The sequence below is a fragment of the Embleya sp. NBC_00896 genome, from assembly GCF_045207785.1.
Lineage (GTDB): Bacteria > Actinomycetota > Actinomycetes > Streptomycetales > Streptomycetaceae > Embleya.
Genome location: NZ_CP108777.1, coordinates 2,409,820 through 2,424,141, shown reverse-complemented (window position 1 = coordinate 2,424,141; position 14,322 = coordinate 2,409,820). Strand labels below are relative to the sequence as shown.

Here is a 14,322-nt window from a genome sequence, read left to right as displayed (position 1 = left end):
CACCAAGGAGGACATGATGGCCAAGTACCTGCTGCTCAAGCACTACCGGGGCGCGCCGGCATCGGTCAACGACGTGCCGATGGACCAGTGGACGCCGGAGGAGCATTCGACCCACGTGCGGTACATGGAGGATTTCGCCGCTCGGCTCGAGGGCACCGGCGAGTTCGTCGACGGTCAGGCGCTCTCCCCCGAGGGCACGTTCGTCCGCTACGACGGCGAGGGCCGGCCGCCGGTCACCGACGGCCCGTTCGCGGAGACCAAGGACGTGATCGCCGGCTGGATGGTGATCGACGTCGAGACCTACGAGCGCGCACTCGAGCTGGCCGGCGAGTTGTCCGCGGCTCCGGGTGCGGGTGGGAAGCCGATCCACGAGTGGCTCGAGGTACGCCCGTTCCTGGGCGCGCCCTCGACCATCACGGAGTGACGCACGTGGACGAGGCCCTGCTGCGGACCCTCACCCCCACCGTGATCGGGATCCTCGTCCGTCGCGGAGCCGACTTCGCGGCGGCCGAGAATGCCGTACAGGACGCCCTGATCGAGGCCGTGCGCGTATGGCCGGACGACTCTTCCCCAAGCTCTTCGAGCGGGGAATGGCCCATCCGCGACCCCAAGGGCTGGCTGGTCACCGTGGCCTGGCGCAAGTTCCTCGACGCCGCCCGCGCCGGCACCTCCCGACGGCACCGCGAGGTACGCGTCGAGGTCGAGCCGGCGCCCGGCCCGGTCGAGGGGGTGGACGACACGCTCCAGCTGTACTTCCTGTGCGCGCACCCGTCCCTGACACCGGCTTCGGCCGTCGCGCTCACGCTGCGCGCGGTCGGCGGCCTGACCACGCGTCAGATCGCGCGGGCCTACCTCGTGCCGGAGGCGACCATGGCCCAGCGGATCAGCCGGGCCAAGCGGACCGTCTCGGGCGTCCGGTTCAACCAACCCGGTGACGTCGCCACGGTGTTGCGTGTGCTCTACCTGGTCTTCAACGAGGGCTACTCCGGCGACGTCGACCTCGCCGGCGAGGCGATCCGGCTCACTCGCCAACTGGCGGTCAAGACCAACCACGAGGAGGTCGCGGGCCTGCTCGCACTCATGCTGCTCCACCACGCACGGCGCCCGGCACGGACCGGCCCCGACGGCAGGCTCGTGCCTCTTGCCGAGCAGGACCGCGGCCTGTGGAACACCCGCCTGATCGCCGAGGGCGTCGACGTGCTCCAAGCCGCCCTCACCCGCGACCGCCTGGGCGAGTTCCAGGCCCAGGCCGCCATCGCCGCGCTCCACGCCGACGCCCGGACGGCCGAGGAGACCGACTGGGTGCAGATCGTCGAGTGGTACGACGAACTGGTGCGCCTCACCGACAGCCCGGTGGCCCGCCTCAACCGGGCCGTCGCGGTCGGCGAGGCCGACGGCCCGCGGGCCGGCCTGGCCGCCCTGGCCGAGCTCGACCCCACCCTGCCCCGCCACACCGCCGTCGCGGCGTACCTACACGAGCATGACGGTGACCCGGTGACCGCGGCACGGCTCTACGCCGAAGCCGCCCGATCGGCGCCCAGCCTCCCCGAACGCGACCACCTCACGCGACAGGCCGCACGACTCAACGCACAGCTGCGCAGTTGAGCGGCGGGCGACAGGCGTCCACCGACGCGCGGGCAACTCTCAGCCAGGACGCCCGCGACGCCCGTTCCCGCTGGCTCCGACGCATCCTCACACAGCCCGACACGAGCAGCGAACCTGCCCACTGAGCACGCCCACGGCGGCCGGACGGCGGACCTGTTGCCGAACGCAACACGGTCGCGCGGTGCGTGCGGTGGGTGCGGCGGTCACGGGCCGGTCGTGGTTGCCGCGCGGATCTGTGGTGGGAGGGGGGCGGCGACCAGCTCGTACGCCGGGCAGTCCTGGGCGGTCACCGTGCGCTCCAGGAGCTTGTAGCCGCGGGTGCCCTCGACCGGATCGCGGAACCTCACCCCCACGAAGGGGCCCATGCCCCGGACGACGGTGACCGGGTTGACCCAGTAGCGGGTCACGGCAGGCGGCCCGTCGGACAGGGACAGCGTCCGCCACCCCGCCGGTTCCTCGCCGCGCCACACACCCTCCGCGCTCCACTTCTCGCGCATCACCAGCGTGTTGGGCTCAGGACAGGACCAGCGGAACGCGGCGACCGACTGGCCGCCCGCCGCGTTGTGCCACAGCGTCCAACCGTCGCCGTCCGCCAGGAACGCGACCTGGCTGTTCTCCATGGAACCCAGGTCGTACGGGCCGCTGTCCCAGAGGCCGAGGAGTTCGGGATCGAATGCCACGGCCGCATCCTGCCCCAAACACCTCGCGACGGCACCCGATTTCCCCCCGCGACCGGGGCCGGCACGTCGCCGGCCGATCCGGACCGGCTCACGCCGCGGCGTGAGCCGGTCCGGGTGGGTGCTCGGTCATACGGCGCGCAGGGCCTCCGTCGGGGACATTCGGGCCGCGCGGACGGCCGGGTAGATGCCCGCGACGATGCCGGCGACCAGGCCGGCCACCAGGCTGCCCGTGACGGCGGCTCCGGGAACGACCACCGGCCAGGCCCGGTACGCCGCGTAGCCCGCCGTGGAGGCGGCACCGAGCACGGCTCCCGCGCAACCTCCCGCGAGAGACACGAGCACCGATTCGGTCAGGAACTGGGTGCGCACATGGCGGCGCGTGGCTCCCAGGGACCGGCGCAGGCCGATTTCACCGCGCCGTTCCAGCACTCCGATCACCATCACGTTGGCGATGCCCACGCTGCCCACGATCAGGGCCACCGCGCCCAGCCCGATGAACAGGCTCGTGTGCACGCTCTGCGCGGCGGCTCGGGCCACCAGGGCGTCGGAGGGCCGGCTGACGGTGACCGCGCTCGGCTCGGCGGGGTCGGCCGTCGGCGGCAGTTGCCGGACAAGCGTGGTGACCGCGTCGTCGTCCGAGCGCTCGTAGATTTTGGTCGGCCGCCCCTCCGAGCCCAACCGTTCGACGGCCACCGGGAACCCGACCAGTGCCGAGGCGTCCAGCGCGGGGTCCAAGGCGGACGGGGCGAGCACTCCGACCACGGTGAACCACTGGCCGGCCAGGTACACCTGCGGGCCGTCGCGGGCCTCGGTGACACCGAGTCGGCGGGCGGCGACCGCGCCCAGCACCGCGGTCGAGTATCGCTCTGTGGCCGGGTTGAGCCACGTACCCGAGACCACGGTCAGTTGCAGTGTGTCGGGGAGGTTGAGGCTGGAGGCGCGGATGGTCAGGCCGCCGGTGGCCGCCGCGGCGATGTGGTCGTTGCGGTAGACGGCCCCGTCGACCGCGCCGATGTACGCCACCTCGCGCACGCCGGGCAGGCGTCCGATCATCGCGGGCGCGGTGACCGGGAGGCCGACCCGGTCGCCGGTCACGGTCGGACCGGGCTGCACGGTGAGCAGGTTGGTGCCCAGCGCGTCGATCCGGGCGAGCAGGCGCGCCTGGCTGGACGCCGAGATCCCCAACACCGCCACCACACAGGCGATGCCCAGTGCGATGCCCAGGCCGGAGAGTACCGCCCGCACGGGTCTGCCGCGCATGCCGATCAGGCCCAGCGGCAGGATGTCGGCGGTTCGTACGCGGGCCTTCGGAAGGCGCGTCGCGGTCCGTGTCACGGGCGCACTCCCCCGCTGGGTCGGTCGCGTTCGTCCGCCTCGATCGCTCCGTCGCGGATCCGCAGCCGACGCGGCAGCCGGGCGGCGAGGTCCGCGTCGTGGGTGATCACGGCGATGGTGACGCCTTCGCCGTGCAACGTGTGCAGCAGCGCGACGATGTCCGAGCCGGCCCTGCTGTCGAGGTTGCCGGTCGGCTCGTCGGCGAGCAGCAGGGCGGGACGGCCCACCAGGGCACGGGCGACGGCGACACGTTGGCATTCGCCGCCGGAGAGTTGGCCGGGTCGGTGCCCGGCCCGGTGGCTCAGTCCGACCCGTTCCAGGGCCTCGGCGGCGCGTGCGCGGCGCTGCCGTGCGGGCAGGCCGGTGTACAGCAGACCGGTCGCGACGTTGTCCAGGGCGGTGAAGGCCTGGGTGAGGAAGAACTGTTGGAAGACGAAGCCGATTCGGTGGGCCCGCAGGGCCGACAGTTCCCGGTCGTTCATGCGGGTGACGTCGCGGCCGTCCACGTGCACGGAGCCCGAGGTGGGTCGGTCGAGCGTGCCCATGATCTGGAGCATCGTGGTCTTGCCGGAGCCCGAGGGGCCGACGATGGCGACGAGTTCGCCGGCGTGCAGGGTCAGATCCACCGCGTGCAGGATCTCCAGGTCGCCGTGCCGGCGGGTGACGCCGACCAGTTCGAGCACGGGTCCGGGTGCGGGCGCGGGCGCGGGTGCGGATGTGTTCACGGTGTCGGCACCTGCACTCGAATCCCGACGTCGATGCCCGGGCCCGACACCTCCACCCGTCCGGAGGCGAACAGCCCTGTCTGTACCGGGACGGATCGCTGTCCGCTCGCATCCACGACGGTTACGGCGAAGCCGCCTTCGGGGCTCGCGGTCAGCGCCTCCACCGGAACACTGAGTACGTCGCGTCGGGTGTCGGCGGCGAAGGTGACCGACGCCGATCCCTCGGTGAGGCCGCCCAGTTCGGACTCGCTCGCGGTCACCGCGATCTCGACGGCGACCTGTCCGCCGCACGCCGCGCCCTGGCACCCGGGCGTGGCGGCCCGGTTCGCGGACGGAGCACCGTCGCCGGTGCCGGCGGACACCGGATCGGCGGCGGTACCGACGAAGTCGACGCGTCCTCGCACCGTACGGCTGCCGGGCAGCAGGATCGACACCGACTGCCCCTCGCGCACGAAGGAGCGCCGCTCCACGGGGACGTCGACCCGGACGCTGTGCCCGGTACCGGTGCCGGCGACCACGGCCTGACCCCGCTGCGTGCTTTGGCCCACGAGCGGTTCGACCGCGCCCACCCGGAGCGCGCCGGGAGCGACCACCGCGTCGCCCGCGGCGAGCGACCCCGTCTCGTCGACGCCCAACGCGTGCTGCCAGCGTTCGACGACCCGGGCGGTGGTCGTCGTGTACGCCTCGTCCACCCGCAGTTCGTCCGCCGTCGTGAACCCCAAGGCGAGAAGGTTCTCCTCCAACTGGCGCACGTCGGCGCCCTCGGATCCCGGGCTCAGGTCCCGATAGAAGGGCACGCCGCCGAACATCAGCGGCACCGGGCGCTGGTCGAGGGCGTACACGGAGTGCCCGCGCTCGATCACCTGCCCCGGGCGGGGCACCCACGTCACGGTTCCGGCCCGACCGCCCACGATCCGGTAGGTGCCGGCGTAGCCGAGTCGACCGTTGGTCCGGAACGTGGCGACCAGGTCCCCTCGCGTGACCGTCTTCGTGGGCGATGTCCGCGCAACGCGCGCGGGGCGGTCGTCGGTGCCGCGTTCGGGTCCGAGGATCAGGAACCACGCGATGCCGCCGACGGCGGACGCCGCGATCGCGACCGCGCACACCCGAGCGGCGCGACGCCGGTGGCGACGGATCGAGACGCCGTCGGAGGTCACTTGGCCCCCAGGTTGTCGAACATGCCCGCGTAGGCGGGCGGGAGTTGGCCTCGGCACGTGTCCAGGGAGACCTTCCACGCGGGGGAACTCATGGTCTGCTTGTCCAGACGCAGGGCATTTCCCTGCTCCGGGCTCGGGTCGGGGATGTCGACGCCGTGCTCGCGCATGCAGCGGGTGAACGGCAGGAGATCCGCGGAGTTCTTGCCTTGGACACCTTGGGCCTGCACGGCGGCGTCCAGCGGCTTGCGGCACTCCTGCCGCGCCTTCTCGTATTGCGGCTCGCCGCGTTTGCCCTGCTCATCGATCCGCGGCAGCCCCTGGTCGTCGAACTCCGGGTCCTTGAGGTCGTAACCGCGCTCGCGCATGCAAGTGCTGAAGTACACCGCGGCGGAGCGAACGTCGCGCGGGCCGGCGGACGCGCTCTGCCCGGACTTCGCGCGCGACCCGTCGCCGCTTTCGCCGACGCAACCGGTCGCCATCGCCGCGATCACCGCGAACACCGCTGCGGCGAAAGCCCGTTGGGGACGCCCTCGCCCACCGGTGTGCTCGAAGCTTTTCGATCGTCGCATGTCGTCTCCTCGTGTCGCTGAACGTGGACCGTTCGCCGGCGGCCCGGCGGCCGATGCCCGGGACCGATAGCGGGCACCGATGCCGGGGGGGCGGCTGCCGGGGCCGGTGAACGTCGAGGAGCCTGCACGGCGGGGCGTCAACAGAAGATGTGCGTAGATGTTGAAGTCCCGTTTATGTCCCGGTGACTATGGTGCGCCGCATGCGTGTTCTGGTGGTCGAGGATGACGACGTGTTGGCCCACGCGCTCGCGCGCGGATTGCGCCGTCACGCGTTCAGCGTCGACGTCGCGTTGGACGGAGCCCAGGCGCTGCTGCGCGCCGCGGTGACCCGCTACGACGTGGTCGTACTCGACCGCGACCTGCCGGAGGTACACGGGGACGAGGTGTGCCGCGAACTCGTGGCCGGCGGCGCCGGCAGTACCCGCATTCTCATGCTGACCGGCGCGGCCACCCTGCGCGATCGGGTCGACGGGCTCAACCGGGGCGCGGACGACTACCTGGCCAAGCCGTTCGCCTTCGAGGAGTTGGTCGCCCGGGTACACGCGCTCCTGCGGCGGTCGACACCCGCGCGCCCGCCAGTGCTGGAACGAGCCGGGATCAGCCTGGATCCGGCGCAGCGTGTGGTCCTGCGCGACGGGCGCTTCGTCCGGTTGTCACCGAAGGAGTTCATGGTGCTGCATGTCCTGCTCGGCGCGGACGGCGCGGTGGTCAGCGCCGAGGAACTGCTCGACCGTGCGTGGGACGAGCACGCCGACCCGTTCAGCAACAGTATGCGGACGACCATGGCGACCCTTCGCCGCAAACTCGGTCCGCCGCCGGTGATCGTCACCGTCGTCGGCGCCGGATATCGCGTGGCATGACCGACACCAATACCAATACCAACACCGATACCGATACCGATACCGACGGCGGACGCGGACCTCGGGTGACCGCGCGCACCAGGCTGAGCCTGATGTACGCGACGCTGTTCGCGCTCTCCGGAGCGATACTCAGCGCCATCGTGATCACCACGGCCTTCGCCCCGGGCGACACGGCCACAGCCGGCTCCCGGCAGAGTGTGTCGTACGTGCCGAAGCCGGTGGACCCCGCCCGGCTGGCGGTCCGGGCCAAACAGGAGGCCAGGCGCGAGTTGCGCGAGCGGCTCCTGATCACGGCGGGGGTCGGCGTAGCCGGCATGACGCTCGTGTCGACCGGCCTGGGGTGGCTGATGGCCGGTCGCGTGCTTCGGCCGGTGCGCGCCGTGTCCGGGGCCGCCCGGCGGCTGTCCCGGCACGAGTTGCACCAACGCATACCCGTGGCGGGTCCGCACGACGAGATGCGGGAATTGGCCGAGACGTTCAACGCCATGCTGGCTCGGCTGGAGCAGTCCTTCGCCGCCCAACATCGCTTCGCCGCCAACGCCTCCCACGAGTTGCGCGGGCCGATCACCACCATGCGCACCCTCGTCGACGTGGCCGCCCCCGCCGAAACATCGGCGACCGGACCCTGCGGTCACGACGAACTGGCGTACCTGGCCGACGAATTGCGAGGACAACTCGACCGGCAGCAGCGCCTGGTCGACGGGCTCCTCGACCTCGCCCAGAGCGAGAACGGCACCACCACGATCACGCCTGTACACCTGGACGCGCTCGCCCGCGAGGCCCTCGTCCGATCAGCCGCCGCGATCGGCAAGCGCGGCGTCACGGTGTACCAAGCCCTGGAACCGGACCTCGTCCACGGCGACCCGGTTCTGCTCGAACTCCTGGTGGACAACTTGATCCGCAACGCCGTCGACCACAACCAGGGCGGATACCTGCGGGTCGCCGGCTCGGCCGGTCGCCTCGTCGTCGAGAACAGCGGCGCCGAGATCACCGCGGCCCGCCTGACCGAACTCCGCGAACCCTTCCGGCGCGGCCGCCGCGACCGACTGCACGGCGGCGGAACGGGCCTGGGCCTGGCGATCGCCGACGCCGTCGCCGACGCCCACGACGCCGCCCTGACCCTGACCCCGCGACCGGGCGGCGGGATACGGGCCGAGTTCACCATGCCGCCGCACACCGCTTACAACCCCGGCGAACACGGACACGGCCCGACGAGTCCCCGTCGCAGGGTCCGTTCGCAACCGGCGGTCACCGGTCCGCCCGCCGCGGTTCCGGCCCGCGCCGGCGAAACCGGATCGGGTGATCAGGCAGACGAGTAAGCGGGCGTACCGGAACCGGAAAAGCAGCGAGTTCGTGGATTCCTGCGGCTGTTTCGAGGCAAACCCGCTGGTGGTGGCGGCTATCTGTGTGGAAGACAGGCCGGTTCGGTCGTTACGGCAGTGCCCGCAATGGTTCGCCGGATTGAGATGCAACCGGACCACGGCCACTTCCTTCCGTGAGGAACGTGATCGCGTATGTTGTGGCTTCTCGAAGATGCGCGGAGGGGTGGCATGGGCGGGGACTCGCGGATATCGGCGCTCGAGGGGATCGTGTCGGCGACGCAGGGCGTGGACGAGCGGATCGACTGGACCGCGGTCGAGGAGATCTGGGAGACCCGGTTTCCGGCCGACTACGTCACCTTCATGCAGACGTACGGGGCGGGGCAACTCAGCGGGAACATCGGAATACTGCTGCCGGTTCCGCGGCCCGACACGTACTCGGACGGCTCCGGTCTGCGGCAGGAGACGGCGAACGCCCGCGGTGGCTGGGAGATGTGCGGCGGCAGAACGGTCCTGGACGTGGACCCGGGTTCCATCCTGGCTTGGGGCGTCACCACCGGCTCGGACATCTATTGCTGGCTGACCACGGGCGACGATCCCGACCGGTGGCCCGTCCTCGTGTGCGGGCGACACACGGATCCCCAGTACCAGGTCCACCCTTTCGGAATGGCCGAATTCCTGGTCAGGCTGCTCACCGACGAGGTGTTCCAGGAGGAGACGATCAGTGTCGTCCTTCCGAGAGAGCCTTCCTTCGTCAACTGGCGTGAGCAGAAACGGCGTTGGGACACGGGCCTCGACCCCTCCACAGGTGAGCCCTGGTAGTGGCGGCCACTTTGGAGCGGCTGTGTGGCACCCTGACCGATCCTGGGTCAAAATTCGCAAAGATCACCTCCGGAGGTGCCGGCGCCCCACGACAGGGAGCGAACAGCAACCGCTGGTCTTGACCGGTCACGACCCTATGCTTGTGTCGGATCGATGGTGAAGTGCTCGGGATGGGCGGCGTGGACGTAGTGGATCGCGGTTGCGGCCGTGATCCCGAACAACCGCATCAGCCGGACGGGGTCCGCGGTCTCGCGGGCTTCATCCAGGAATCGATCCGTTCGTGCGGCGCGTGGAAGTTGGAGATGTCCACAGCGCGACGGTCGACGTGCATCGCGCTCGTGGGGCTGACGAACAGGTGGGGGTTGGTGCTCAACGGCCATCGGCGATGGCGTTCTGCCATCCAGTTCTTGACGAGCAGGAGCGCGAACTCGTCAAGGTGGACCTCGTGGTCGAGACGTCCCGGTCGGCGGATCCGCAGACGTCCTGCGGATCGGTCGAGGTCTTCCAGCAGGAGCCCCGCGACCTGCTTGGGGCGGACGGCATAGACGGCCACCAGCACGAGGGCCAGTTTGTCCTTTGTCCCCGGTGCCTGGTCCAGAAGGCGTTTGAGGCGGTCGGACGGGATCTGGCGAGGCACCCGGACGGGGGTGGTGAGATGCACGTTGCTTGCCGGGTCGCGGACCTCATTTGCGCTGTTCCACTCTTCAAGTCCTCTGAGGAACCCGCTGGAACTCCACTTGTCGGCGCCGCCGGGTCGGACTCGCCGCGGGCGGCGATGCGGAACCGGCCGTGGCCGGAGATGCCTTGGTCACGGCCGGTCCGGTGGGGCTGGGCGGCTTCGGCTATTTGCCGTCGGTGCACTGCGTGCCGGCGGCCGGGAGGGTGCCCTCGACGATGTAGGCGGTGACCACGGCGTCGACACACTTGCTGCGGCCGAACGCGCCGTGGCCTTCGCCCTTGAGGGTCAGCAGGGTCGCGTGCGAAAGGTTCTGGGCCAGCTTCTCGGAGGCGGCGTAGGGCGTGGCCGGGTCACCGGTCGTGCCGATGACCAGGATGGGTGCGGCGCCCTCGGCCCGGATCACGTGCGGCTTCTCGGGTGTCTTGTAGGGCCAGAACTCGCAGCCGGGGCCCTCGATGTCCGACGCGACGGTGTCCTTGGAGAACAACGGAGCCTCGGCCTTGAGCTTCGCCAGGACCTGCTGGATCCGTTCGGGAGAGGGGGCGGGAGCGGCGCCGTCGGCACAACGGATCGCCGAGCGTGCGTCCCCGCTGTTGTCGTAGTGGCCCTTGGGGTCCCGGCCCATGTAGTTGTCGGCGTAGAACAACAGGTGGCTGCCGTCCTTGCCGTTCATGGCCAGGGTGAGCGACTCGCGCAAGTACTTCCACGCGGTTTCCTTGTCTCCGTACAGCAGGCTGGTGGTGCCCGTCCAGCCGAGGCTGGAGGTCAGCTTGCGTCCGTCGTAAGCGGTGCGCAGCGGCTTTTCCTGTAGCCCGTCGAGGAAGTTCGCGGCGACCTCGGCGGCCTTGCCCGGGTCGCCACCCAGCGGGCAGCCCGTACGTGCGGCGCAGTCGGCCGCGAACGCGCGGAAGGAGCGCTCGAAGCCGATGGTCTGGTCGATGCTCGCGTCGAGTTTGTCGGCCGCCGGGTCCACCACGGCGTCCAGGACGAGTCGGCCCGCGCGGTCGGGGAACTCCTCCGCGTACAGCGAGCCGAGGTAGGTTCCGTACGAGACGCCGAGGTAGTTGAGCTTGTCGTCACCGACCGCGCCGCGCAGGACGTCCATGTCCCGAGCCGCGTTGCGGGTGCCCACGAACGACAGCAGGTCGCCGGACTTGTCCTGACACGCGGCGGAGAACTCCTTGCTGCTCTGCTCGCCGTACGCCTTGCGCTCGCCCGGATCGCGGGGCGAGTCCCGCGCGTTGCGCTCGTCGCGGGTCTTGTCGTCGAAGCAGCGCACGGGCGCGCTGTCGGCCACACCGCGCGGGTCGAAGCCGAGGACGTCGTATCGGTCGTGCAGGATGCCGTCGAAGTCGTCGAACCCGTACTTGACGAAATCCTGGCCGGAGCTGCCGGGTCCGCCGGGGTTCAACACGAGCGAGCCGATCCGCTGGTCGGGCTTGGCAGCCGGGTATTGCATGACGGCGATGTCCAGGGACTTGCCGTCGGGAGCGGCGTAGTCCAGGGGGACCTTCAAGGTCCCACACCGGAATTCGCGCTCGTCCTTCTTTTTCGTCGCGGGGTCGTCCTTGCACGCCTTCCACGAAATCTTCTGTTCGTAGAAGGAGCGCAGCGCGGGGTCGGCCGCTCCCTTGGGTTTCGGCGCGGCCGGTGCGGTCGTCACCTGCGTGGGGACCGGCTTGGCGGCGGCGTTGGACGCGGGACCGCCGGAGCCCCCGGTACACCCCGCGGCCAACAGCAGGGCCATGGCCGCGGGTATGGAGCGGCGGAAGGACGCCGCCTGGAAAGGAGTGATCACGCGCCAAGGAATACCACTCGGCGATCCGGTGTCGCACACCCGTATCCGGCGCCGGGAACGGCCTGGTCACAACGGGCAATCCACCGGCCGTTCCGCTTGATCGGCGCATTTCGCAAGCACCGCACGGACCACCGAACGGTCCGCCGGCCGTGTAGGCCCTAGCCGTGATCGTGGGGGTTGCCGGTGTTGTGGGCGAGGGCGCTGGGGGTGCGGCAGCCGACGATCGCCGGCGCCTCGTGGATGAGCGCGTCGTCGGTGAGCGCCTGCACCATGAACAGCGCGAAGTCCACACGACGTGTCAGGTTGCCCGCCAGAACCGGATCGCCCACGTGCCGGCTCCACACGGGCAGGCCCTGGCTGTCGCCCTCTTCCAGGGTGCTGCCGCGCACCACGGTCCACCGGGTGTCGCCGGCGAACACCCGGCGGCACGCCTCCACCTGGTCGTCGATCTCGACGGCGCGGACGAGCTTGCCCAGCAGGGCGGCGATCCGAACGCCCATGGTGAACGTCCGCGAGTACCGGTCCTTGCCGTCGCGCGTGATGTGCCAGCCGCAGGAGAAGACCAGGCGCGCGCCAGGCCGCGCGTGGTCGAGCACCGCCTGTGCCGTGCCCGACGCGTACTGCTTCACGCCCCAGGGCACCAGTACCGTCAGCACCCCGTCGCACCCGGCGACCGCCCGCCGGATCACCTCCGGGTCGTTCGTGGGCCCGGGGACGATGGTCATCCGGCCGTCGAACGCGGCCAGCTTCGGCACGCTGCGCTCCCGGCACACGCCGACCACCTCGTAGCCGCGGTCCAGCGCGTGCCTGACCATGTACTGCCCGAGCTTCCCCGAAGCTCCGACGATGCAGACCTTCTTCATACGCTCCGTGCCCATGGCGCAGCCCCTTCGTCGGAATGCCGACCTTATGCTGTAAGGTACGCTAGCCTTATGCTGTAAGGCGGTCAACAGCAGCGAACAGGAGAGGCGGATGGGCGAGGGGGCCAAGCGCCGACGCGGGGCGTCGGAGCGCACGCCGCTCAGTCGCGAGCGCGTGATCCGCACGGCGGTGGCAGTGGCGGACGAGAAGGGCTCGGCCGCGCTCACCATGCGGGCCATCGCCGAACCACTGGGCGTCGAGGCGATGTCGCTCTACCACCACGTCGCAGGCCGGGAGGACGTCCTCGACGGCATGGTGGACGCGGTGTTCGGCGAGATCGATCTGCCGCCGCGCGACACGGACTGGAAGAGCGCCATGCGCCACCGAGCGACGTCCGCCCGTGCCGTGCTCCGGCGCCATCCGTGGGCCGTCCCCCTGCTGGACTCCCGCACCCGGCCCGGCCCCGCGACCCTGCGCCACCACGACGCCGTCATCGGAGCACTGCGCGCCGGAGGTTTCTCCGTCCCGATGGCCGCGCACGCCGTCTCGCTGATCGACAGCTACCTGTACGGCTTCGTGATCCAGGAGTTGAGCCTGCCGTTCAGCGGCTCGGCGGAGTTGGACGAGGTCGCCGGCGCCATCCTGCGGGAAATGCCCGCCGACACCTACCCCCACCTCACCGAACTCGTCACCCGGCACGCCCTCGAGCCCGGCTACGACTACGCCGACGAGTTCACCTTCGGCCTCACCCTCATCCTCGACGCCCTGCGCCCGGATGAGATCGCGAGCGCCTCGTGATGGTGGCGTGGTCCTGAGATGCGCGGTCCCATGCAGGCATGACAGGGAGGGCGAGACTCCCGCTCGTGGTCACGAGGAGGAGCGGGCGGACGCTTCAGGGGTGGGCGAGCCGGCGCAGGACGGCGCAGGGCTCGGCTCGGCAGGCGCGCATCGCGCTGGTGTGTGCGCGGATGGCGGGAACAACACGGTGGTGGCCGCCGGTTGGGCATCGACCGCAAGACGGTCGGGCTGTGGCGCAGCCGGTTCGCCGAACACCGGTTCGCCGCGCACTGGTTCGCCGAGCACCGCCGGCGTGCGGCGTGTCACCGATGGTTGTCGACGAGATGCTTCACAGCCGCCGGACGCGCAGCACGCCGGTCAGCATCGGGAGGGTGAACTCGCCGCGGGCAGTCTCCGGTCCACTCGCGAGGAAAGCGCGGATCCGGCCCAGCGTGGCCTCTTGTTCCTGTTCCGGCATGACCAGCATCCCCGCGCGCGTCGCGATGATCGCGACGAGAGAGTCGGCGGTGCGACGCTGCCCGTGCGGGAACTCGGCCTGCTCCGGCGAGCCGAACCGGGCGGCCACGCCCGTCTTTGGAAGGTGCATGTCGGCCGTCTCGGCGCGCCAACTGGTGGGCGTGTCACGCGGGCCGACGGCCGCGCTCCCGCCGACCCGCGCGAGCCCGGCAACCCACTCGACCCGGTCGTCCATCACGTTCCACAAGCCGGCCAGGATCCCGCCGGGTGCGAGGACCCTGGCGATCTCGGGTCCCGCGACGGCCATGTCGAACCAATGCATGGCGTTGCCGGCCAGCACGGCATCGACGGACGCGTCCGGCAGCGGGATCGCCTCGGCACTACCCGACAGGGCACGAACAGCCGGCAGCGAGCGGCGCAGCTCGGTCAGCATTGCCAAGTCCGGCTCGACCGCGATGACTTCGGCACCCAGCGCGACCAGCGTGGCGCTCAGCTTGCCGGTTCCGGCGCCGAGGTCGAGCACGCGCGGGCCGGGCGCGGGCTCCAGCGCCCAACGCACCGCGGCCTGCGCGTAGTCCGGACGGTGCTCGGCGTATGCAACCGCCGCCGCGCCGAACGACGAGGCGTGAAGCAGCCGTTCATCCTTGTCCACGCGGCT

Annotated in this window: 15 protein-coding genes; 6 read left to right on the top strand and 9 right to left on the bottom strand. The window is 70.8% G+C overall.

Annotated features, from left to right (window positions below; translation table 11 throughout):
• Window positions 1-16 precede the first annotated feature (16 nt).
• Together OG928_RS44175 and OG928_RS44170 are read left to right on the top strand one after the other, a co-directional pair.
• Window positions 17-424, top strand: coding sequence for a YciI family protein (locus OG928_RS44175; protein WP_331768329.1), 408 nt, complete (start codon window positions 17-19; stop codon window positions 422-424).
• A 5-nt stretch (window positions 425-429) separates the two neighbouring features.
• On the top strand, window positions 430-1,605 hold the full coding sequence (locus OG928_RS44170) for a DUF6596 domain-containing protein (RefSeq protein ID WP_331767666.1): 1,176 nt from the start codon (window positions 430-432) through the stop codon (window positions 1,603-1,605).
• Window positions 1,606-1,808: 203 nt separating this feature from the next.
• Here the strand turns inward: OG928_RS44170 and OG928_RS44165 are convergent, their stop codons facing one another.
• The 5 genes from OG928_RS44165 to OG928_RS44145 form a co-directional block, all read right to left on the bottom strand.
• Window positions 1,809-2,285: a hypothetical protein gene (locus OG928_RS44165; protein ID WP_331767665.1), complete on the bottom strand. Its 477-nt coding sequence runs from the start codon at window positions 2,283-2,285 to the stop codon at window positions 1,809-1,811.
• A 126-nt stretch (window positions 2,286-2,411) separates the two neighbouring features.
• Entirely contained in the window at window positions 2,412-3,620 is a 1,209-nt protein-coding gene (locus tag OG928_RS44160) for an ABC transporter permease (RefSeq protein ID WP_331767664.1), read from the bottom strand.
• Window positions 3,617-4,345: an ABC transporter ATP-binding protein gene (locus OG928_RS44155; RefSeq protein WP_331767663.1), complete on the bottom strand. Its 729-nt coding sequence runs from the start codon at window positions 4,343-4,345 to the stop codon at window positions 3,617-3,619. Before OG928_RS44155 ends, OG928_RS44160 begins: the two co-directional genes overlap by 4 nt.
• Entirely contained in the window at window positions 4,342-5,502 is a 1,161-nt protein-coding gene (locus OG928_RS44150) for an efflux RND transporter periplasmic adaptor subunit (protein ID WP_331767662.1), read from the bottom strand. The genes OG928_RS44155 and OG928_RS44150 overlap by 4 nt, the downstream gene beginning before the upstream one ends.
• Window positions 5,499-6,071, bottom strand: a complete 573-nt coding sequence (locus OG928_RS44145) for a hypothetical protein (RefSeq protein ID WP_331767661.1) — start codon at window positions 6,069-6,071, stop codon at window positions 5,499-5,501. Before OG928_RS44145 ends, OG928_RS44150 begins: the two co-directional genes overlap by 4 nt.
• 200 nt (window positions 6,072-6,271) lie before the next feature.
• Here OG928_RS44145 and OG928_RS44140 point away from each other — a divergent pair, with 200 nt between their 5' ends.
• The 3 genes from OG928_RS44140 (at window position 6,272) to OG928_RS44130 (ending at window position 9,072) form a co-directional block, all read left to right on the top strand.
• Entirely contained in the window at window positions 6,272-6,931 is a 660-nt protein-coding gene (locus OG928_RS44140) for a response regulator transcription factor (protein ID WP_331767660.1), read from the top strand.
• Window positions 6,928-8,250, top strand: coding sequence for an ATP-binding protein (locus tag OG928_RS44135; protein WP_331767659.1), 1,323 nt, complete (start codon window positions 6,928-6,930; stop codon window positions 8,248-8,250). Before OG928_RS44140 ends, OG928_RS44135 begins: the two co-directional genes overlap by 4 nt.
• 231 nt (window positions 8,251-8,481) lie before the next feature.
• Window positions 8,482-9,072: an SMI1/KNR4 family protein gene (locus OG928_RS44130; protein ID WP_331767658.1), complete on the top strand. Its 591-nt coding sequence runs from the start codon at window positions 8,482-8,484 to the stop codon at window positions 9,070-9,072.
• Window positions 9,073-9,298: 226 nt separating this feature from the next.
• On the opposite strand, the gene OG928_RS44125 is transcribed toward OG928_RS44130, so the two are convergent.
• From OG928_RS44125 to OG928_RS44115, 3 genes are all read right to left on the bottom strand, one after another.
• The gene (locus OG928_RS44125; RefSeq protein ID WP_406291845.1) at window positions 9,299-9,709 is read right to left on the bottom strand and encodes a hypothetical protein; all 411 of its coding nucleotides are present in this window, start codon (window positions 9,707-9,709) and stop codon (window positions 9,299-9,301) included.
• A 205-nt stretch (window positions 9,710-9,914) separates the two neighbouring features.
• On the bottom strand, window positions 9,915-11,549 hold the full coding sequence (locus OG928_RS44120; protein WP_331767656.1) for an alpha/beta hydrolase: 1,635 nt from the start codon (window positions 11,547-11,549) through the stop codon (window positions 9,915-9,917).
• Between the two features lie 158 nt (window positions 11,550-11,707).
• Window positions 11,708-12,427, bottom strand: coding sequence for an NAD(P)H-binding protein (locus OG928_RS44115; RefSeq protein WP_331767655.1), 720 nt, complete (start codon window positions 12,425-12,427; stop codon window positions 11,708-11,710).
• A 94-nt stretch (window positions 12,428-12,521) separates the two neighbouring features.
• Between OG928_RS44115 and OG928_RS44110 the strand changes: the two genes are divergently transcribed.
• Window positions 12,522-13,208 (top strand): TetR/AcrR family transcriptional regulator, encoded by a 687-nt coding sequence (locus tag OG928_RS44110; RefSeq protein WP_331767654.1) that lies wholly within the window; start codon window positions 12,522-12,524, stop codon window positions 13,206-13,208.
• Between the two features lie 328 nt (window positions 13,209-13,536).
• Here the strand turns inward: OG928_RS44110 and OG928_RS44105 are convergent, their stop codons facing one another.
• A complete protein-coding gene (locus tag OG928_RS44105) occupies window positions 13,537-14,316 on the bottom strand; it encodes a class I SAM-dependent methyltransferase (protein WP_331767653.1) in 780 nt (259 codons plus the stop codon).
• Window positions 14,317-14,322 lie beyond the last annotated feature (6 nt).

What these genes read in the sequence shown, in the direction of transcription:
- OG928_RS44175 (WP_331768329.1), top strand. Translation starts at nt 17, where the DNA reads ATGGCCAAGTACCTGCTGCTCAAGCACTACCGGGGCGCGCCGGCATCG.
- OG928_RS44145 (WP_331767661.1), bottom strand. Translation starts at nt 6,071, where the DNA reads ATGCGACGATCGAAAAGCTTCGAGCACACCGGTGGGCGAGGGCGTCCC.
- OG928_RS44140 (WP_331767660.1), top strand. Translation starts at nt 6,272, where the DNA reads ATGCGTGTTCTGGTGGTCGAGGATGACGACGTGTTGGCCCACGCGCTC.
- OG928_RS44135 (WP_331767659.1), top strand. Translation starts at nt 6,928, where the DNA reads ATGACCGACACCAATACCAATACCAACACCGATACCGATACCGATACC.
- OG928_RS44130 (WP_331767658.1), top strand. Translation starts at nt 8,482, where the DNA reads ATGGGCGGGGACTCGCGGATATCGGCGCTCGAGGGGATCGTGTCGGCG.
- OG928_RS44115 (WP_331767655.1), bottom strand. Translation starts at nt 12,427, where the DNA reads ATGGGCACGGAGCGTATGAAGAAGGTCTGCATCGTCGGAGCTTCGGGG.
- OG928_RS44110 (WP_331767654.1), top strand. Translation starts at nt 12,522, where the DNA reads ATGGGCGAGGGGGCCAAGCGCCGACGCGGGGCGTCGGAGCGCACGCCG.